Below are 18,476 nucleotides of genomic sequence, written 5' to 3'. Positions count from 1 at the left end.
GCTCTCCTGTCCGGGCGCCCACGCCGTGAAGCCGCACGGGAAGGGAGAGGATCTCATCCCGGCGACCGGAGGAACGGCTTCACCGCCCACCCGGCGCCCTTTGCCAGAGAGCTCCTTCGCCTTATAAACTGGACTCTGGACCAGGCAAGGGCCACACCCGCCATGGAGCTTGGAGCTTGCCTTCCGGATCGGAAGGCATCGACGTAATTCCCATTACTAAGAAACACCGAACGGCAAACCCTGTTACAAAACGAGGTTTCAGCCAGTGTCGGGGATCCCGCAGCGAAAAGCCGATCACATCCGCATCAACCTGGAAGAGGACGTCAGCTTCGGACAGCTGACCGCGGGCTTTGAACGGTTGCGTTTCATCCATCGGGCCCTGCCCGAGCTGGACCTGCAGGAGGTGGATGTTTCCACCGTTTTTTTCGGGAAGCCCCTGAACGCCCCGTTGCTGATCTCCTCCATGACCGGCGGCACGGAGGAGGCCGCCCGGATCAACCGAAACCTGGCCGAGGCCGCCCAAGCCCGCGGCATCGCCATGGGGCTGGGATCCATGCGGGCTGTCCTGGAACACCCCGAACTGCTGCCTACCTTCCAGGTTCGTCGCTATGCCCCGGATATCCTTCTCTTCGCCAACCTGGGGGCGGTGCAGCTGAACTATGGCTATACGGTGGATCACTGCCGGCGGGCGGTCGAGCTGGTGGAGGCCGATGCGCTGATCCTTCATTTAAACCCTCTGCAGGAAGCCCTCCAACCCGAAGGAGATACCAACTTCGCCGGGTTGTTGCGGAAAATCGAAGCCGTGTGCAGGGCCCTCCCGGTCCCGGTGGTGGTCAAGGAGGTCGGCTGGGGGATTTCGGAGGAGATCGCCCGACTCCTCGCGGAAGCCGGAGTGGCGGCCATCGACGTGGCGGGGGCCGGGGGGACCTCATGGAGCCAGGTGGAGATGCATCGGGCGCCTGATGAGGTGCACCGCCAGGTGGCGGCGGCCTTCCGGGAATGGGGGATCCCTACGGTAGAGGCCATCCGGATGGCCCGACGGGGCGCGCCCCATCTGCCGATCATCGCCAGCGGGGGGATTCGGGATGGGGTAGAGGTGGCCAAGGCCCTGGCCCTGGGGGCTTCCCTGGCCGGGATGGCCGGGCCGTTCCTGCGGGCGGCCGCGGTCTCCGTGGAGGCCGTGGTGGAAACCATTGAGATCCTCACCCGCCAGCTGCGGATCGCCATGTTCTGCGTGGGCGCCCGGAATCTGGAGTCCCTTCGCTTGGTCCCGCTGATGGAGGTCGGATGAAAGCATGGGGGCGGAAAGTCGGGGCAACAGGCGTCGAATGAATTCGACCTCTCGGCGCCAGAGGCCCACCCGTGGCGTGGCCCGTTCACGGGTAAGGGAGAGAGATATACGAGGCCTGCCTCCCCATCCTCGCAAACCGAACGACCTTTGAGGCGACCGCATGGGCGCATGGGAAGCATTTTTCAGCGAGTGGATGCCCCTGCTGGAGGAGGAGATGCGAGCCGCTGTGGGGGAGCCCGCTCATCCCTCCGAGCGGCTGTTTTACGGGATGCTTGCCTATCACCTCGGATGGGTGGATATGCAGCTCCAGCCGGCGCGGCAGGATGGCGGAAAGCGGGTTCGCCCCATGCTCTGCCTGCTGGCCTGCGCGGCCTGCGGCGGCGATCCCACCCAGGCGTTACCAGCGGCCGCGGCGATCGAGCTCCTCCATAACTTCTCCCTGATCCACGATGATATCCAGGATCGCAGCGAAACCCGTCGGGGCCGCCCCACCGTGTGGGCCCTGTGGGGGATCGCCCAGGCCATCAACGCCGGCGATGCCCTGTTCACCATCGCCCATCAGGCCCTCTGGCGGCTCCGGGAGCGGGGCGTGCCCGCGGAACAGATCCTGGAGGTGGCGGAATGCTTCGATGCGGCCTGCCTGATGCTGACCCGTGGGCAGCACCTCGATTTATTGTTTGAAGGGATGCCCCATGTATCCGTCGAGGCCTACCTGGAGATGATCCGAGGAAAGACCGCCGCGTTGTTGCGGGCGGCCACCGGAATCGGCGCGCGCCTCGCCGGTCGCCCCGCCGAGGACCTGGAGGCCTTCGGGGAAGCCTTGGGAATGGCCTTTCAGATCCAGGACGACCTCCTGGGAATCTGGGGGGATCCCGCGGTGACGGGCAAGTCGGCTGCCGATGATCTGCGGATGCGGAAGAAGACCCTTCCCGTGATCCTGGCGATGGAACGGATCCCGGAGTTCGCGGAACGCTACCGCGATCCCCAAACCCCTCTGGAGGTCCTATTTCAAGATCTGGAGCACAGTGGGGCCCGCGCCGAAGCGGAGACCATGGCCGCCGGTTTCACCCAGCAGGCAATGGCCGCCCTGGAGCGCGCGGGGCTCCGACATCCCTATGGGGAGGCCCTGCGGGACCTCGCCTGGTCGCTGCTTTCCCGGACCCGATAGCACGATTCCACTTACAGGGGCATCCGAACCGGATCTCTCTCCACGGCCCTTCGCAACATGATCGGCCGTTCACGGACCTCGAAGGGCGGGCCATTTCTCTCCCCTGTGGTGAAAGAATCCATGGACTTGAAAGCCCGTCTGAAAGCCTATGCGCAAACCCTCGGGTTTGACCTCGTGGGGGTGGCCCGGGCCGGGCCCACCCCTTCGGCGGACCGCTACGAAGCGTGGGTCCAGGCCGGCCGCGCGGCGACCATGGCTTACCTCACCCATCCCGATGCGGTGGAGAAGCGTCGGGATCTGCGGAATCTCTGGCCGGAGGCCCGCTCGGTCATCGTCGGGGCCATGAACTATTACGCGGGAGAACATCCCCCACCGGAGGATCCGCCGAGCGGCCGCGTAGCCCGTTACGCCTGGGGGGACGATTATCACGAGGTTCTCGCGGAGCGCCTTCGCGCGCTTCTGGCGTTCCTGAACCGGGAAGCCGGCCGGCCCGTCCAAGGGAAGATTTACGTCGATACCGGGCCCGTGCTGGAGCGCGCCTGGGCTGTGCAGGCCGGATTGGGATGGATCGGAAAGAACAGCATGCTGATCCATCCCCGCCTCGGCTCCTATCTGGTCCTGGGAGTTCTCCTGGTTGACCTGGACTTGGAACCCGATCCGCCCTTCCCCTTCGATCACTGCGGGACATGCACCCGCTGCATCGACGCGTGCCCTACCGGATGCATCCGGCCCGATCGCACCCTGGAGGCGGCGCGCTGTATCTCGTATCTGACCATTGAGCGGCGGGAGGGGATCCCGGAGGATCTACGCCCCGCGATGGGAGACTGGCTCTTCGGATGCGATATCTGCCAGGAGGTATGCCCCTGGAATCGGCGATTCGCCCAGCCGACCCGAGAGCCGGCCTTCCAGCCCCGGGAGGGAATCGCCCGAATACGGCTGGAAGAGGTTCTCCAGATGGATGAGACAGCGTTCCGGGCCCGATTCCGCCGCAGCGCTATCCGCCGCGCCAAATGGCGCGGGCTAGTGCGCAACGCCCTGGTGATCGCTGGGAACCTGCGGGCCCAGACGATGAGGCCCCAGATCCAGATCTGGCGGGAACATGAGGATCCGATGCTCCGGGAGCACGCAGAGTGGGCCCTGCAGGCCATGAACCGCTGAGGCCCATGGGTGAGGCTTCCCTTGGTGGAGCTCCCGCGGGGACGGGGCACTGAAGGCGCATGCCCCTCGCAAACATAGTTCCCCCATCCCGGGAAGGGGCCCCTCGCCCTCCAGATCCAAGCCCCGCATCAGAGGTATTGACAGGGCCATCCTCCCTGGGATAGAATGGCCTCAAACCGCTGGGGCGGGAACGGCTTTGTGTTTTCTGAACCCAATGTCCCCAAAGAGGGGTGGAAGGGATCGAGCGGCTCATCCGATCGGAAGCCGAAACCCTTTTCAGGAGGGAAGCGATGACGCATATCATCACCAGCCTGTGTCTGCGCGATGGCTCATGCGCCCAGGTCTGCCCGGTCGAGTGCATCGTCCCCGGCAAGCCTGAAGACCAGTGGCCCTGGTATTACATCGATCCCGACACCTGCATCGATTGCGGTGCCTGCGTTCCAGAGTGTCCCTATGAGGCGATCTTCCCCGAGGACGAGGTTCCCGAAGCCTACACGATGAAGCCTGGCCAGGTCCGTGTGATCATGCGCGCCCCGGGGGACATCGAGCGCTACGAGGCCAAAGGAGGCGAGGTGGTCAATCTCCGGGAAGACATCCCCTTCAACTATAAGTTCTATAAGGAGGGTCCCGGCTACAATGCCCGCAACATGTAGCGCCTCGCCCGAAAGAGGCCTGCGTGCGGAGCAGACAGGCCCCGGCCCAAAATCGGCCGGGGCCTTGTGGTGAGGATGCCCCGTGAAGAAAGACATGCCATCCCAGGCTACCGGCTCCGGTTGCTCCATGATGGGTCTTCCGCTGGGAGATCCATGAGGGATGATCCGGGGGGCATGAGCCGCCTGTAGGAGCGGCTTCCGCGGCGACGCGGGTTGGGGCGGCAGGCCACCCTCGGGTGCGGATGCGGGGCCGCCCCTCGTTTCATCGCTCCCCATAGTTATAAAAGAAATGCACCAGCGCCTCGATCCCCCGAGACCAGGTGGGCAAGTGCAGCTTCTCATTCGGGGCGTGGTAGTGATCATCGGGCAACCCGAAGCCGGTCAGCACCGATTCCACCCCCAGGATCTCCTTGAGCTGAGTGACGATGGGAATGGTTCCCCCCTCCCGCTTGAACAGAGGGCGTCGACCCCATACGGCTTCCAGGGCGCGGCTCAGAGCCTGCACCGCCGGATGGTTCCGGTCGGTCAGGGAGGCCCGCACCCCCGCCATGCGGAGCACTTCCCAGCGCACGGTTTTCGGGGCATGGGATTCCAGGTAGCGCAACAACTGCTGGTAGACCTCCTCCGGATCCTGATCCGGCACCAGCCGCATGGAGATCTTGGCCATCGCATAAGCCGGCAACACCGTCTTCGCTCCCGGGCCGGTGAACCCAGCGAGGAGACCGTTCACCTCCAGCGTGGGCCGCGCGCCGATGCGCTCGATCGGGGTATAACCGGTCTCCCCCCACAGGGCGGGTGCCCCGGTCATCTCCAGATAGAAGCGCTCATCCATCGGCAGTCGGGCCAGCTCCGCCCGTTCTTCATCCGTCAAAGGGCGCACCCGATCATAGAACCCCGGGAGCGTCACCCGGCCCTCCGCGTCGTGCATGCCGGCGATGAGCTCGCAGAGGGCCTGCGCCGGGTTGTGCACCACGCCGCCGTAGAGGCCGGAGTGCAGATCATGGGCCGGCCCGTAAACCCGCAGCTCAAAGTAGGCCAGGCCCCGCAGTCCGTAGGTAATCGTCGGCAGATCCGGCGCGATCATCCCGGCATCCGGGTTCAGGGAGACCGTGCACTGCAGGCGTTCCCGGTTCCGCTCGATGAAGGCCGGCAGGCTGGGGGAGCCGATCTCCTCCTCCCCTTCGATCAGAAACTTCACGTGAACCGGAAGAGGGCCGGAGTGAGCGACAGCCTCAAAAGCCGCGATGGAGGCCATCACCTGCCCTTTCATATCCGAAGCGCCCCGGGCGTAAAGGTTCTCGCCCCGCACCGTCGGCTCGAAGGGCCCACTCTCCCACAGATCCAACGGATCAGGCGGCTGCACATCGTAATGGCCGTAGACCAGGACCGTCGGAGCCTCCGGCCGCTCTGCATGAGCTTCCCCGTAAACCACAGGATGCCCCCCAGGGGCAAGGACCTCCACACGCTCCACCCCGGCCTCCCGCAGCCGATCGGCCACCCATTCCGCAGCCCGCCGGACATCGGCATGATGGGCCGGATCCGTAGAGACCGAGGGGATCCGAAGGAATTCCTTCAGATCCTCCAGGAACCGATCCCGGTTCCGCCGCACATATTCCAGCGCTTGAAGGCGTGGATCGGACATGGACGCCTCCCCATTGAAGAAATTGTGGGAACCGCACCCCAGAAGCCGGGCGGTGGATCCCCGGGGATGGGGGGCCAGGGCCGCCTCGGATAGCCCCTCAGGACCCGGAACCCCCGGGAAGAGCCGGAGCCCTTCGACCTTCACACGCCCGGGCTTCCCGTTGATACGCAACACCCCCGAACTGGGCAGCGATCTCCTCGGAGGAAGGATAACCCTCACATCCCATATAGGCCGCCAGCGTGGGATGCACCGCACGGATCGCCTCATAGATCCGCATGGCGATGTAGCGGTAGGCGAAATGGCCGTTGGGCCCGCCCCGCAGCCGGCATAGATGATAAGCCTCCCGCAGGTTCATGGTCATCAGCACCCGCCGGTAGACTGCGTTCGGCAGCACGTAGGCCGCCGCCTCACCGACAACCGGTCGCATCGCCTCCCACAACGCCATCGCCCTCTCGACCGCAGCCCGATATCGCGCCCCTATCCCCGCTTCTTCCACAGCCCGCGGGATCGCGTAGCCGTAGGCGGCCGTCAGGGCCTGAGGGGTCTGGGTCATCATCCGATGGCGCTTGAGATCGTAATAGGCCCCTTCGTCCATCAGGCAGTCAAAGGTATACACAATGTGCTCCAGCTCCCGCACCGGGATATCAAAGGGACTTCGGCCGCCCAGGGCATCCTCCAGGATCCTCTGCCGGTCCTCCGGACGGAGCCCCCGCGCCCACGCCAGGGCCTCCTCGAAGCTCACCGCTCGAAATCGATACACGCAGGCGGCGATCAGCCGAACCTCCGCCTCTGGATCCCAGGACACCAGGCGGACCCCATCCATGGGAACCGGGCCCTCCGGGAGAGCCTGCGCCCACTCCCGCAAGCGGGCTGTGCTGTGCTGCAAATACGCATTTGGCTCTGCGTATTTGAGTAGGGTGGGGACTTCCTGAAGGGCCGCGGCTTTCACCGCGCGGGCGATCTCGCGGACCTCCTCGAGGGGATGCGAGAGCCATTTGCGGAGCCCGTGCTCCAGGGCCCGGGCGTTGACGGTCATCCCGATGTTGGTCAGGGTGGCGGTGGGCAACAGATACCGGCAGACATCCATCGCCCGGATGCGCAATCGGGTGCGATACGCCTTCTCGCTCTCCTCAGGACGGCGCGGGAACCACGCCTCCACCACCCGCCCAACCGGCTCCAGGGCGGCGTGATAGGTCTCGAAAAGCTGCCCCACCACCGCACAGTAGGCGTCCCGGAAGGGAGAGGCAGCGATCTCCGGCGGCACATAGAACGATCCCCGGTCCAGGACCTGAAAACGGGTGGATTTCTCCGTGAAGGAAGCCAGACGGACCCCCTCGATGGCCTCGGCGGCCAGGCGAGAGATATTCTCGAAAGCGATATGAAGAACGGCGTGCTCCGCCACTGAAGCATGGCCATAGCCGACGACCCATTTTTCGTGGAACTGCGAGGCGGTTTCCTCGCTGAGGCTCTCGGCGATCGCATCGAAGGGCTCCGGGCTGCGGCTGGTCTTCGCGAAGGCCACCGCGATGACCTCGGGGCGATACCGCCGCGGATCCAACAGGTAGATCCTTCTCTCCCCCATCCCTCCACCCCCTGGGCAATGCCCTCACTCCTCCGCTGATTCTGCCCACGAACCCGGATGATGGCAAACGAAACAAACCGGGTTGCCTGATACGGCCAGACGTGGGTTAAGATAGAAATCGGAGATCCCCTTCCGCGAGGCCTCCCATGCGCGCTGTCGCTATTATCGAAAAGAAGCGGGACGGACATGAGCTCACGCCGGAGGAAATCCGGTTTTTCGTCGAAGGATTCACCCGCGGGGAGATCCCGGACTATCAGGCGGCCGCCTTTCTGATGGCAGTTTACTTCCAGGGCATGACGCCCCGCGAGACGGCAGAGCTCACCCTGGCCATGGCCTACTCGGGACGGGTGCTGGATCTCCACGACATCGCCCCGGTGGTGGTCGATAAGCACTCCACCGGCGGCGTGGGGGACAAGGTGAGCCTGGTAGTGGTGCCCCTGGTGGCCGCCGCCGGCCTCCCGGTGGGCAAGATGAGCGGCCGCGGCCTTTCGTTCACCGGGGGAACCATCGATAAGCTCGAATCCATTCGAGGGTTTCGAGTGGAGCTCACCGTGGAAGAGTTCCGGGAACAGCTGCGCCGGGTCGGCGCGGTCCTCTGCGGGCAATCCGCGGATCTGGCCCCTGCCGATGGCCAATTCTACGCCCTGCGGGATGTCACTGGAACAGTCCCCAGTATCCCGCTGATCGCCGCCTCCATCATGAGCAAGAAGATCGCTGTGGGAGCTGACGCCATCGTCCTAGATGTGAAGGTCGGCAACGGCGCTTTCATGAAGACCTTGGATCAGGCCCGCGCCCTCGCTCGGCAGATGGTCGAGATCGGCACCGCGCTGCAGCGCCGCGTGGTGGCGGTGATTTCGGATATGAACCAGCCCCTGGGGGAAGCAGTGGGCAACGCTCTGGAGGTGAAGGAGGCCATCGCCACCCTTCAAGATGATGGGCCTCCGGATTTTCGGGAGCACTGCCTGATCATCGCAGCCCATATGCTGTATCTGGGCGGGTGCGTGGCCCATCTGGAGGAAGGGCGCCGGCAGGCGGAAGCCATCCTCGCCTCCGGAGCGGCCTGGGCCAAATTCCGAGCCCTCGTCGCCGCCCAGGGGGGAGATCTCCGCCAAATTGAGGATCCCGAGCAGCTTCCGCGCGCCCGGCTGATTCGCGAGATCCCGGCCCCGGCGGAGGGTTACCTGGCGGAGGTGCGGGCCTATGAAATCGGCATGGCATCCGTCGCCCTAGGCGCCGGGCGAATGAAGAAGGGAGAGCCCGTAGATCCCGCTGTTGGGATCCTGGTGCATCGGAAGGTGGGGGATTTCGTGCGTCAGGGAGAGCCGCTCTTCACCGTGCACGCAAACGATGAAGAGCGCCTAACGGAAGCAGAGCGCTGGCTGGCCCGTGCCGTGCGCATTCAGGAGACGCCTGTCCCTCCGTTCCCCCATATCTATGAGACCATCTCCAACGTGGAATGAGGGATCGAAACCGGCTCGCTGCAGGCTCCTTCCGGGAGCTCTTAGGACTATCCCACTTCCCGCAGAGCCCAGGAGCCGGACGAGATCCTTTCAGGAAAAAGGAGACTATGACGCGACAACGCCATGCCCTACTGGCCCTGAGCGCCATCGCCCTGGGCTGGACGCTGGTGATATTCACGATCTGGCGGCTGTATCCAGACCAGTCGCCGGCCCGCCTGCTGGTCACCATCGGGCTGGGACTGGCCACATGGGGAATGCTTTGGTTCCCTGTGGCATTCCTCCATCGACGCTTCAACACGGGGGGGCTCGATGAAAATAACCTCCGGCGGATGCTGGAGCGGGTCTGGCGGCGTAGCGGATGGGGGGCGCTGTGGGCATCCGCCCTCGCCATGCTCTTCCTCCAGCGCGCGTTACGATGGGACTGGCTCCTCCTGTTCGGGACCATGCTGTTCGGCGCCGAGCTCCTCTGGATGGCCACGGAGCCATCCCGGAAGCCGGAATCCGCTCTCGCCGGTAGGCGCCGCATCAACCGGCGTTAGCCCTCGCTACGCCCCCAAGGGACGATCCCGCATGTCCGCCATTTTTCCGGCCATCCCACAAACCACCAGGAGGCATCTATGAGCGATCGCAAAGCAGCGATCCGAACCCATCTGGAGCAGACGCGAGCAGAAGTGCTGGCGGTCGTCTCCCAACTAAAGGAATCCGATTGGGAGAAGCCGGTCCAGGGCGAACACGGAAAGTGGACCGCCCGTCAGGTCCTGGCCCATCTGGCCGCGGCGGAGATCGGCCAGATGTCCCGCATCCAGCGGGTGTTGGCCGGGGAACGCTATATGCCCGAGGGCTTCAACCTGGACTTCTGGAACGAGCGCCAGGTTCAGAAGCGGGAGAACCAGCGCGTCGAGGAGATCCTGAAGGATCTGGAGGCCTCCCGCCAGGCCCTGCTCCAGCTCCTCGATTCCCTGAGGGAAGAGCAGCTGGACGTCGAAGGCCAGCACGCCATCGGAGCGATGATGACGGTGGAGCAGATGTTTTATCATCTGGGGAATCACGAGCGGGAGCACGCAGCCGAGCTGCGGCGGGCCCTTGAATCATAGGACAGGCGTTACCGCCGCTGAATTTCCCGAAGAGCGGGAGGGAGCGGGCCATCCCGGCCCATTTTCTGCCCTTTCCCCGAGGCTCAAAGGGCGGGGGGAAGGAGAGAGGGGGAAATTCTTTCTCTCCCAGTTCCTGAAAGTCCCCCTCCCCAGGAGATCCGCGATGATCCCCGGATGGGCAACGTCGGAGGGGACACGGGCCTATGGAGCCCGTTTTCAGGATCGGGCGGCCCCCGGCCACTTCCGCCCGGCTCAGGGGCTATGGCTGTCCTCCATCGGCATCGGCACCTATCTGGGCCACCCCGACCCGGAGACCGACACCCGGTATGTGGAGGCCATCGTCTGCGCCGTGACCTCCGGGTGCAACGTCATCGACACGGCGATCAACTACCGTTTCCAGCGCAGCGAGCGCTGCGTGGGCGAGGCCCTTCGCCGCCTGTTCGCCCATGGTTTCCGCCGGGAGGAGCTGGTCATCGCCACCAAGGGGGGATATGTCCCCTATGAAGGGGACTGGCCAGCGGATCCGCGGCGCTACATCGAGGAGGTCTTCCTGCAGACTGGGATCGCGCGGCCGGAGGATTTCGTCAACGGCCATTGCATTGCCCCGGGATATCTCCGCCATCAGCTGGAGCAGAGCCGGCGCAACCTGGGGCTGGAAACTATTGATGTATATTTCATCCACAACCCGGAGGAACAGCTCGCCGCTGTCTCCAGGGAGGAGTTTCCAAGGCGCCTGCGGGCGGCCTTCGCCGCGCTGGAGGAAGCCGCCGCCGCGGGTTGGATTCGCTTCTACGGGACCGCCACCTGGACGGCCTACCGGGCGCCTGCGCCGGAGGCGCTCTCCCTGGCAGAGGTGGAAGCCATCGCCCGGGAGGTCGGCGGGCAGGATCATCGGTTCCGGTTCGTGCAACTGCCTTACAACCTGGCGATGCCGGAGGCGGCCCTCCGGAGGAACCAGCGGCGGGGCGAGGAATGGGGAACAGTGCTGGAGGTGGCGGAGGACCTGGGGATCACCGTGTGGGCCAGCGCCTCCCTGATGCAGGGGCGCCTGCTCCGGAGCTGGCCGCTATGGCTGCGACGCCTCTTCCCTGAGGGCCTCTCCGAAGCCCAGAGCGCCCTCCAGTTCGTCCGCTCCACGCCCGGAATCACCACCGCCCTGGTCGGCATGAGCCGGGCCGTCCACGTGGAGCACAACCTCACCCTGATCCAACACCCCCCCATGGCCTCAGAGGCCATACGGACCATTCTAAACGCCCTGAGGACCTCCCGATAAGGCCTGGGTGTCGAAGGCCCTCGACATACCCCTGGCCGACCTGCGCCGGCCGGGAGATGATTCTCGCGTCGGCATCGGTCGACGCTTGGCACCCAGCGCCTCACGAGGTCGATCTCCACCCGCGTCAGCGGTTCGCTTTTACTCGGCCGGCTGGCCCCGGGCCCGCTCCTCCTCCACCAGCACTCGGCGCAGGACCTTGCCTACCATGCTCTTGGGAAGCTCATTTCGGAACTCGATGAAGCGTGGGATCTTGTAAGGCGCCAGCTTGTCCCGGCACCATTCCCGGATCTCCTCCACCGTGGCCGTCTGACCCTCGTGGAGCACCACCCATGCCTTGACCGCCTCCCCCTGGTGAGGGTCCGGAATCCCCGCCACGGCCACCTCTTTGATCTTGGGATGCTGGGCCAGGACCTCCTCGACCTCCCGCGGCCACACCTGATAGCCGCCCGGCTTGATCACTTCCTTCTTCCGATCCACGATGTAGAAATAACCATCCTCATCCATGCGGGCAATATCGCCCGTGTAGAGCCAGCCCTCTCGCAGGGTGTTCTCCGTCTCCGTCGGCCGGTTCCAGTAGCCCTGGAACACCTGTGGGCCCCGGAGGACCAGCTCTCCGATCTCCCCAGGCGGCAGCTCCGTCACCCCATCCTCCAGGCTGACGATCTTCGCGTCCACGTCGGGAAGGGGGATACCGATGCTGCCCTCTTTGTTCACACCATAGAGCGGATTGCAATGGGTGGCCGTAGGCGCCTCCGAGAGACCATAGCCCTCCACCAGCTTCGCCCCGGTGATCTCCTCGAAGCGGCGTTTGATCTCCAGAAGCAGCGGCGCGGCGCCGGAGATGCACACTCGGATGGTGCGCAGATTGTATTTGCCGGCCTTGACATCCGGATGGTTATTGATGGCGTTGTATAGGGTCGGCACCCCCGGGAACATGGTCACCCGATAGCGCTGTAGCCCATCCAGGAGGGTGGGGAGATCCCGCGGGTTCGGCACCAGAACCAGGGTGGCGCCGCACTGCATGGCCAGACCCATGGCCACGATCATTCCGTAGGCATGGAAGAGGGGCAGAGCCCCCATGACCACCTCCTGGCCCTCCCGGATCTCCGGATCCCACGCCCGAACTTGGAGGACATTGGCGACAATATTACGATGGAGAGCCACAGCCCCCTTCGAGAGGCCGGTGGTCCCACCCGTATACTGGAAGATCGCCACATCCTCCGGCCCCACATCCACCGCCGGCCGCTGGTCTGGCCGATAACGCCGCAACAGATCCTGGAACCACACGTCGTCATCCCGCAACATCACTCGATCCCCTTCCTTGCGCTCCCGGGTCAGTGTGTAGAGGATCCGAAGGAGCGGACTCATATATTCCTTGATGTGAACGGCCACCACCCGGCGCACCGAGGTACGGGGTTGAACCGACTTCACCCGCTCGTAGATCCGGCTGAGGACGATCGCCAAAGTCGCCCCGGAGTCCGCCAGCTGATATTCCAGCTCCCGGGGGGTGTAGATCGGGTTCGTGGCGACCACGATGCCACCGATCTTCTGGATCGCGAAATAGGCAATGACAAACTGGGGGATGTTGGGCATAATCATGGCCACCCGATCGCCCTTCCGCACCCCCAGCTCATGGTAGAGCGCGGCCGCCAGGCGGTCGGAGAGCTCGTTGAGCTCCCGATAGGTCATGGCGCTCCCCGCAAACCCTGGATGAGCAGGCTTAAAGATCAGAGCCGGACGATCGGGGAACCGCTGAGCGGAATCCTCCAGGAAGCGGAAGAAGGGAATGGGGGGATACGTTAAAGAACGGGGGGTGCGCGGGTCATAAAAACGATACCAGGGTCGCTCCATGGAGCACCTCCTAAGCCTGATTCGCCCTCAATGATAATGCATTTCCGGCTCCTCCGCTAGCACGCCTCAATCGATCTCCCCAGCCGGAACTTCGCCAAAAGGCTGACCGCTCTCCGAAGCCTTGATAACATAAAAGCAGTCACAGTCTCGCTCCCCATCGCTCCGCCTGAGTATAGATAGAAGGAACAAAAATCTCAAGGGTTTAATTCGAAACGAGCGACAACAATGGTTCGTGGGCCGTCCGACTGGGAGGAGCGGTGGGGGCGCTTGCCCTGCCCTCCAGCGATCTTCCTGTGAGCGAGCTTCAGGATCCGACGCGCCTCGGACTTCTCGTCGAGTATATCTATTTGCATCGACGGCATCCGATCCTTCGACCCTTCTTTGTGGAGCTGCGGATCCGCTGGGCTGCTGAGGACGCATTCTTCATCGATGATCATGCGACGCCATCGGAACATCATCAGCTGCTCGGATAGATCGCTCTCTATGAGGGAGAGAGCTCGGCCTCTCTGGCTGAACACTGGTTTCACCAAATGCTGCTCGAGGCTGCCCGCCGGCTGCAGGCCTCCCCCAAAGATGCCCACAAATATCAGGCCCTTCACTTCACTTACATCAAACCCCTCGGATCTCAGGAGCGGATCGCCGAGCGCCCGGACCTCTCCCTCAGCACCTACCAGCGTTATTTGCAATCTGCCTTGAATCAAATCACCGCTTGACCCCTCTCCCCTATGGCCTCGTCCGACTGGCCACCCAGGCCTGGCCCATCGCCATAAACAAACTCACAAATCCCAGGAAATTAAAAACCTCCGCTAAAGTGTGAGAAAACATGATCACCGTGACATTGATATGGTATAAAATATACGAAAATTGTGAGATTGCATACATCAAAAAACCGAAGGAGGCAAGCGTGTACCTGCTTCGATAACATTGGTATGCAAACCACAAGGCGACAAGGAGGAAGACGAGGTGGATCATGATGAAAACCGGGTTAGGAATTTGATCGACAAAGGTTCCGAAAGGCATAGCACCCTCCCTGGTTTAGTTTAGCGCAAACGGATAATACCCTGCATATGGGTATGGCGTTGGCAGAAGTCAGGATACTCCCCCGCTTGGCGAAAGATCCAGGAAAAGGAGCGCCCCTGTTCGAAGGGACCAGAATCGAAGAGCCCGGAAGGGGCTTACGGCTTCCCACGGGGAACCGTGAGGAGATTGTGGGCCCGGCAGGATTCGAACCTGCAACCGACCGGTTATGAGCCGGCTGCTCTGCCGTTGAGCTACGGGCCCACCGGATAAGACGAAAGAGCATAGGAAGCGCCTTCGCGTGATCCAGGAGCGGGCGACGGGACTCGAACCCGCGACCTTCTGCTTGGAAGGCAGACGCTCTACCCTCTGAGCTACGCCCGCATGCAGTCGGGGCGGTCGGATTCGAACCGACGACCCCCACGTCCCAAACGTGGTGCGCTAACCTGGCTGCGCCACGCCCCGCAATTTAATTATAACACACCGTTCGCCGCGTGAACCTCATTGTTAAGCCCCGGAACGCTCCGCCGCCCGCTGCTTGAGCCGCTCCAGCTCCCCACCCCGGAAATCCACAAACCGGTATCCCACCCCTCGCTCGGTCAGGATGTAGCGCGGCTGCGAGGGGTCCGGCTCGATCTTCTGACGGAGATAGTTGATATACAGTCGGAGGTAATGGGTTTCATCCCGGTATTCGTAGCCCCACACCTTGGCCAGCAAGCTCTCATGGGTCAGCGTCCGGCCCGCGTTATTCACCAGGTGATACAGCAGCCGCCACTCCGTCGGCCGCAGCTTGATCTCCCTTCCCCCGGCGATGACCACCCGGCGGTTGAAATCGATGGTCAGGTAATCATCGATCCGAATCGCTCCCCCGGCCGTGGCCGGGGTATCCACCCGCCGCAGGACCGCCCGGATCCGGCTCACCAGTTCACGGGGGGAAAAGGGTTTGGTCACGTAATCATCCGCCCCCAGCTCCAGCCCTCGCACCTTGTCCGCTTCATCCGCCCGAACGGTGAGCATAATCACCGGGACCGTGCTCACCTCCCGGATCATGGCCAGGGTCTCAAAGCCATCCAGCTCCGGCATCATCACGTCCAGGATCACCAGGTCCGGGAGCAACTCCTTGACCTTTTCCAAGGCCTCCAGGCCATTGGAGGCCTCGAAGACCTCGAAGCCTTCCAGTTCTAAGTTCAGGCGGATGAACTGCCGCACCCGCGCCTCGTCATCCACGATCAGGATCCGCCGGCGCTCCGACGTCTCGGACCGGATAGGAACAGGCGCCATCTCAACGCTCCCGCACGAAGCTGATGATCTCAACCTCTTCGCGCGAGCTCAGGACTTCCACAAAGGAGATCCGATGCCATGGGATGATCACCTGTACGGCCTCCGGATCAATGTAATGCACCTCCTTCCCATCCCGGAGACGGACGTTGGTGCAGATCAGGACCTGATCCTGAGGCTCCGGTAGCCGCTCGACCTCCGCCAGAATCGGATCCGAGTTGACCAGATGGATCAGGATTGTATACCCCATCGCATGCTCCTCTCCCAACCATACCAGGCTGGTGTTCCCCCCGCTCCGCGAACGATCCGCCATGGCGGGGCTACAGGAATCCCACCCGGATGAGGATCTGCCCCAAACGCAGCTCGTCCCCATCCCCCAGCGGATGGGGGGTGTAGGGCTCCAATCGGCTCCCATTTAGATATGTCCCATTCGTGCTCCCCAGATCCTCGATATAGAACCGGTCGCCCTGAAAAAAGATACGCGCGTGACGTCGGGAAACCCCACCCTCCAGCCCCCCATCGGGCGTCAGATCCACCTGGGGGAAGATCCCCCGGCCCACATCCAGCCGCCCCACCAGGACCTCCTGATCGGGACGGAGCACCACGCGGCGACCGGAACTTAGCACCTGAAGCACCAGGCGCTGCGGACCGACATCCCCCGCTGAAGGGGATTCAGCCGGCCATTCCGCTGGAAGGGACACGCCCTCCGGGAGCGGCTCGGTGCGCAACGGCCCACCGGTGAGCAGATAGACCCCGCATTCCGAGCAGAACAGCGCGCCGACGGGATATTTCCGGCCACATAGTGGACATTCGATCATGGCGTCCCTCCCGGCTCGGGCGGCGGAAGCATCAGCATCCGCGTCCCGTATTTTAAGGCCAGCTGCCGGCTTCTGGAAACGGAGGGGCCCTGCAGCAGGCGGGTGGCCGCCACCAGCGCTTCCCGCGCCAAGTCCTTCGCCCCCAGTTCGAGCAAACGGGTGCCCACTTGTTGAAGCTTATGGGCACCTTCCACCCATCTCCCAGCCTGAACATCGACCCAGGCCTGCTCCTGCATCTGATAGATCACTACGCGAGATAAGGCTTCCAGCACCGGCTCGGGCGGCGAGGGAATCAGCGGCTCCTCGGGGAGAGCATGGGCCTGAATGAACAACTCGGCCTCATCGAGGTGTGGCGGGTTCCCCGGAATGCGAACCTGGGCCCTCAGCCGAGCCACCTCCAGGAAACCCGGCTCCAGCGGCGGGAGGGTGAACTCGATCAACGCTTGAATCGGACGGGAAGCATGCAACGCCCCCAGATACCAACAGGAATCCTCCCGCGGCGGGACCCGAAGCTCCGGCGTGACCTGGTACAGGGCAGTCACCAGCACGCCCTCTGCGGGCTCCACCATCAGCCGCACGTCCTCCGCGTAACGATTCCGTAATCCCGAGAGATGCTCCAGAAAGCGCCGGCGGATCTCTCCCGGCGAGGCAATGTAACCCGAGACCCCCCCACTGCGGGCGGCGATCTCATCCAGCAGGGCGTCGTTCCAGTCCTCCCCGATCCCAAAGGCACTGATGCCGATCCCAACCTCCCGCGCCTGATCCGCGAGGGTCCGGCATCGGTCCTCATCCCCGTAGGTCCGGCCATCCGTGAGGAGGATCAGGTGGGAATGGACACCCGCCTGGCGGGCGCGGAAAAGCTCCTGGAACCCCAGGAGAAGTCCCTGGTAAATCTCCGTTCCTCCTTCCGCCCTCAGCGTTTCCAGCCGCATCGAAAGCCGGTGACGCTCCCCCCCTGGGCTCAAGGGCCAGATCACCTCTGCCCGATTGTGAAAGGCCACCACCGCCAGGCGGTCATCAGGCCCCAGCTGGCTGGCCAGTTCCAGCGCGGCGGCCTTCACTTGCTCCAGCCGCTCCCCTCTCATCGAATTGCTACGATCGATCACCAGACAGAGATGAAGCGGCTGGCGGGCCATCGGATGAGGCCGAGAGGGCTCTATCGTAAGCAGCGCATAGAGAATCTGCGCGGTGGAGAGGACAGGCAGAGAAGGACGACTCAACAGAAGGCGGAACCGGAGGAATGCTCCCCGGCTTCCCCAACGCGCCTGCCAGCGCCGGTCATATTCCGCCCGCTGCTCCGGATCCGATAGCACGGAATATGCCTCGTGGATCAGGCGGAACAACAGAGAGGTCCCCACCTCAGGCCGCACGTCCGGGTGGACCTTCCGCACCAGCGCCCGGTATGCTTTTTTGATCTCCTCCACACTCGCAGAGGGGGAGATGCCTAAGATCGCGTAGTAGTCCACGAACTCGTCGTGAACACTCATCGCCCGATCAGGATCACAGAGATGTTATCGTGGCCGCCCGCGGCCTTCGCTTCCTGAACCAGCCGGTAGCATGCCTCATGCGGGGAGGCGCTTTCCCAGATGACCTGCAGGATCCGGTCCTCCGGCACCTCCCCCCACAATCCGTCCGTGCACAGCATCAACCACGCATCCTGGGGAAGGGAAACGCGGCGATAGCCCGGATTCAATCGGCTGGGATGCCCCAGCGCCTGATAGAGGACGTTTCGCGGAACCCCTGCGGCCTCCTCCTCGCTCAGCTCTTTCAACGAGATCATCCGCTGGACCAGGGAATGATCCTCCGTGAGCTGTTCCAGCCGATCCGGCCAGACCAGATATGCGCGGCTGTCTCCCACATGGATCAGATGCACGCTCTCTCCGATCACCAGCGCTCCCACCACTGTTGTCCCGCCTCCCGGCACCGCCTGGAGGATCTGGGCGTTGGCGGCCTGCAAGGCCTCCTCCAGCAACTCTTTAACCGGAAGGTCCGGGCCCCGATGGGCCAGATGAGGGATCAGAAGGCGGGTGGTCAGATAACGGGCGATCTCCCGGACAGCCAGATCGCTGGCCTGTTCGCCCCCCCGATGCCCTCCCATCCCATCCGCGACCAGGAACAGACCCAGGGGCAACAGCTCCCGGGAGCCCTGGTAACCGAGGTGCATGATCAGAATCGCATCCTCATTGCTGGG

The 18,476-nt window shown here is 63.7% G+C and carries 18 protein-coding genes and 3 tRNA genes; 10 read left to right on the top strand and 11 right to left on the bottom strand.

Translation table 11 applies throughout. The features are described from left to right. The first annotated feature begins 265 nt into the window (after window positions 1-265). The 4 genes from fni (at window position 266) to ACFMO3_RS08830 (ending at window position 4,270) form a co-directional block, all read left to right on the top strand. On the top strand, window positions 266-1,291 hold the full coding sequence (gene fni, locus ACFMO3_RS08845; protein WP_376790044.1) for a type 2 isopentenyl-diphosphate Delta-isomerase: 1,026 nt from the start codon (window positions 266-268) through the stop codon (window positions 1,289-1,291). A gap of 160 nt (window positions 1,292-1,451) precedes the next feature. Beyond that, window positions 1,452-2,459 carry a polyprenyl synthetase family protein gene (locus tag ACFMO3_RS08840; RefSeq protein ID WP_376790043.1) on the top strand — a complete coding sequence of 336 codons (1,008 nt, stop codon included), beginning with the start codon at window positions 1,452-1,454 and terminating at the stop codon, window positions 2,457-2,459. Between the two features lie 120 nt (window positions 2,460-2,579). After that, window positions 2,580-3,617, top strand: a complete 1,038-nt coding sequence (gene queG / locus ACFMO3_RS08835) for a tRNA epoxyqueuosine(34) reductase QueG (RefSeq protein ID WP_376790042.1) — start codon at window positions 2,580-2,582, stop codon at window positions 3,615-3,617. A 290-nt stretch (window positions 3,618-3,907) separates the two neighbouring features. Continuing rightward, on the top strand, window positions 3,908-4,270 hold the full coding sequence (locus ACFMO3_RS08830) for a ferredoxin family protein (protein ID WP_376790041.1): 363 nt from the start codon (window positions 3,908-3,910) through the stop codon (window positions 4,268-4,270). 262 nt (window positions 4,271-4,532) lie between these two features. Here ACFMO3_RS08830 and ACFMO3_RS08825 read toward each other — a convergent pair whose 3' ends face one another. Then, window positions 4,533-5,912: a dipeptidase gene (locus tag ACFMO3_RS08825; RefSeq protein ID WP_376790040.1), complete on the bottom strand. Its 1,380-nt coding sequence runs from the start codon at window positions 5,910-5,912 to the stop codon at window positions 4,533-4,535. Window positions 5,913-6,009: 97 nt separating this feature from the next. Next, on the bottom strand, window positions 6,010-7,494 hold the full coding sequence (locus ACFMO3_RS08820) for an FAD-dependent thymidylate synthase (RefSeq protein ID WP_376790039.1): 1,485 nt from the start codon (window positions 7,492-7,494) through the stop codon (window positions 6,010-6,012). 146 nt (window positions 7,495-7,640) lie between these two features. Here ACFMO3_RS08820 and ACFMO3_RS08815 point away from each other — a divergent pair, with 146 nt between their 5' ends. From ACFMO3_RS08815 to ACFMO3_RS08800, 4 genes are all read left to right on the top strand, one after another. Beyond that, window positions 7,641-8,954 (top strand): thymidine phosphorylase, encoded by a 1,314-nt coding sequence (locus tag ACFMO3_RS08815; RefSeq protein WP_376790038.1) that lies wholly within the window; start codon window positions 7,641-7,643, stop codon window positions 8,952-8,954. A gap of 107 nt (window positions 8,955-9,061) precedes the next feature. Continuing rightward, window positions 9,062-9,493 carry a hypothetical protein gene (locus tag ACFMO3_RS08810; protein WP_376790037.1) on the top strand — a complete coding sequence of 144 codons (432 nt, stop codon included), beginning with the start codon at window positions 9,062-9,064 and terminating at the stop codon, window positions 9,491-9,493. A gap of 78 nt (window positions 9,494-9,571) precedes the next feature. After that, window positions 9,572-10,048: a DinB family protein gene (locus tag ACFMO3_RS08805; RefSeq protein WP_376790036.1), complete on the top strand. Its 477-nt coding sequence runs from the start codon at window positions 9,572-9,574 to the stop codon at window positions 10,046-10,048. A 163-nt stretch (window positions 10,049-10,211) separates the two neighbouring features. Then, window positions 10,212-11,321 carry an aldo/keto reductase gene (locus tag ACFMO3_RS08800; RefSeq protein ID WP_376790035.1) on the top strand — a complete coding sequence of 370 codons (1,110 nt, stop codon included), beginning with the start codon at window positions 10,212-10,214 and terminating at the stop codon, window positions 11,319-11,321. Between the two features lie 138 nt (window positions 11,322-11,459). Here ACFMO3_RS08800 and ACFMO3_RS08795 read toward each other — a convergent pair whose 3' ends face one another. Next, entirely contained in the window at window positions 11,460-13,172 is a 1,713-nt protein-coding gene (locus tag ACFMO3_RS08795; RefSeq protein ID WP_376790034.1) for a long-chain fatty acid--CoA ligase, read from the bottom strand. A gap of 257 nt (window positions 13,173-13,429) precedes the next feature. Between ACFMO3_RS08795 and ACFMO3_RS08790 the strand changes: the two genes are divergently transcribed. Beyond that, window positions 13,430-13,645: a hypothetical protein gene (locus tag ACFMO3_RS08790; RefSeq protein WP_376790033.1), complete on the top strand. Its 216-nt coding sequence runs from the start codon at window positions 13,430-13,432 to the stop codon at window positions 13,643-13,645. A 57-nt stretch (window positions 13,646-13,702) separates the two neighbouring features. Beyond that, on the top strand, window positions 13,703-13,885 hold the full coding sequence (locus tag ACFMO3_RS08785; RefSeq protein ID WP_376790032.1) for a hypothetical protein: 183 nt from the start codon (window positions 13,703-13,705) through the stop codon (window positions 13,883-13,885). A 496-nt stretch (window positions 13,886-14,381) separates the two neighbouring features. On the opposite strand, the gene ACFMO3_RS08780 is transcribed toward ACFMO3_RS08785, so the two are convergent. The 8 genes from ACFMO3_RS08780 to ACFMO3_RS08745 form a co-directional block, all read right to left on the bottom strand. Further along, window positions 14,382-14,453 (bottom strand) — tRNA-Ile (locus ACFMO3_RS08780). Window positions 14,454-14,500: 47 nt separating this feature from the next. After that, window positions 14,501-14,573, bottom strand: a tRNA-Gly gene (locus ACFMO3_RS08775). A 6-nt stretch (window positions 14,574-14,579) separates the two neighbouring features. After that, window positions 14,580-14,654: transfer RNA gene (locus ACFMO3_RS08770), tRNA-Pro, on the bottom strand. A gap of 42 nt (window positions 14,655-14,696) precedes the next feature. After that, window positions 14,697-15,470, bottom strand: coding sequence for a response regulator transcription factor (locus ACFMO3_RS08765; RefSeq protein WP_376790031.1), 774 nt, complete (start codon window positions 15,468-15,470; stop codon window positions 14,697-14,699). A 1-nt stretch (window position 15,471) separates the two neighbouring features. Then, window positions 15,472-15,717: a hypothetical protein gene (locus tag ACFMO3_RS08760; RefSeq protein ID WP_376790030.1), complete on the bottom strand. Its 246-nt coding sequence runs from the start codon at window positions 15,715-15,717 to the stop codon at window positions 15,472-15,474. 70 nt (window positions 15,718-15,787) lie between these two features. Continuing rightward, window positions 15,788-16,285 (bottom strand): FHA domain-containing protein, encoded by a 498-nt coding sequence (locus tag ACFMO3_RS08755; protein WP_376790029.1) that lies wholly within the window; start codon window positions 16,283-16,285, stop codon window positions 15,788-15,790. Continuing rightward, window positions 16,282-17,772: a VWA domain-containing protein gene (locus ACFMO3_RS08750; protein ID WP_376790028.1), complete on the bottom strand. Its 1,491-nt coding sequence runs from the start codon at window positions 17,770-17,772 to the stop codon at window positions 16,282-16,284. The genes ACFMO3_RS08755 and ACFMO3_RS08750 overlap by 4 nt, the downstream gene beginning before the upstream one ends. Continuing rightward, complete coding sequence (locus ACFMO3_RS08745) at window positions 17,769-18,449, bottom strand: PP2C family protein-serine/threonine phosphatase (protein ID WP_376790027.1); 681 nt, start codon at window positions 18,447-18,449, stop codon at window positions 17,769-17,771. Before ACFMO3_RS08745 ends, ACFMO3_RS08750 begins: the two co-directional genes overlap by 4 nt. Window positions 18,450-18,476: the final 27 nt, after the last annotated feature.

Origin of the sequence: Thermoflexus sp., from assembly GCF_042408815.1 — a bacterium.
Lineage (GTDB): Bacteria > Chloroflexota > Anaerolineae > Thermoflexales > Thermoflexaceae > Thermoflexus.
Note: the sequence above shows the minus strand (reverse complement) of the source record. Positions and strands in the feature narration are given on the sequence as shown.

Excerpts from the sequence above, each read along its gene's own strand:
- ACFMO3_RS08840 (WP_376790043.1), top strand. The coding sequence starts at position 1,452 with ATGGGCGCATGGGAAGCATTTTTCAGCGAGTGGATGCCCCTGCTGGAG.
- queG (WP_376790042.1), top strand. The coding sequence starts at position 2,580 with ATGGACTTGAAAGCCCGTCTGAAAGCCTATGCGCAAACCCTCGGGTTT.
- ACFMO3_RS08830 (WP_376790041.1), top strand. The coding sequence starts at position 3,908 with ATGACGCATATCATCACCAGCCTGTGTCTGCGCGATGGCTCATGCGCC.
- ACFMO3_RS08825 (WP_376790040.1), bottom strand. The coding sequence starts at position 5,912 with ATGTCCGATCCACGCCTTCAAGCGCTGGAATATGTGCGGCGGAACCGG.
- ACFMO3_RS08820 (WP_376790039.1), bottom strand. The coding sequence starts at position 7,494 with ATGGGGGAGAGAAGGATCTACCTGTTGGATCCGCGGCGGTATCGCCCC.
- ACFMO3_RS08815 (WP_376790038.1), top strand. The coding sequence starts at position 7,641 with ATGCGCGCTGTCGCTATTATCGAAAAGAAGCGGGACGGACATGAGCTC.
- ACFMO3_RS08810 (WP_376790037.1), top strand. The coding sequence starts at position 9,062 with ATGACGCGACAACGCCATGCCCTACTGGCCCTGAGCGCCATCGCCCTG.
- ACFMO3_RS08805 (WP_376790036.1), top strand. The coding sequence starts at position 9,572 with ATGAGCGATCGCAAAGCAGCGATCCGAACCCATCTGGAGCAGACGCGA.
- ACFMO3_RS08800 (WP_376790035.1), top strand. The coding sequence starts at position 10,212 with ATGATCCCCGGATGGGCAACGTCGGAGGGGACACGGGCCTATGGAGCC.
- ACFMO3_RS08795 (WP_376790034.1), bottom strand. The coding sequence starts at position 13,172 with ATGGAGCGACCCTGGTATCGTTTTTATGACCCGCGCACCCCCCGTTCT.
- ACFMO3_RS08785 (WP_376790032.1), top strand. The coding sequence starts at position 13,703 with ATGCTGCTCGAGGCTGCCCGCCGGCTGCAGGCCTCCCCCAAAGATGCC.
- ACFMO3_RS08765 (WP_376790031.1), bottom strand. The coding sequence starts at position 15,470 with ATGGCGCCTGTTCCTATCCGGTCCGAGACGTCGGAGCGCCGGCGGATC.
- ACFMO3_RS08760 (WP_376790030.1), bottom strand. The coding sequence starts at position 15,717 with ATGGGGTATACAATCCTGATCCATCTGGTCAACTCGGATCCGATTCTG.
- ACFMO3_RS08755 (WP_376790029.1), bottom strand. The coding sequence starts at position 16,285 with ATGATCGAATGTCCACTATGTGGCCGGAAATATCCCGTCGGCGCGCTG.
- ACFMO3_RS08750 (WP_376790028.1), bottom strand. The coding sequence starts at position 17,772 with ATGAGTGTTCACGACGAGTTCGTGGACTACTACGCGATCTTAGGCATC.
- ACFMO3_RS08745 (WP_376790027.1), bottom strand. The coding sequence starts at position 18,449 with ATGCACCTCGGTTACCAGGGCTCCCGGGAGCTGTTGCCCCTGGGTCTG.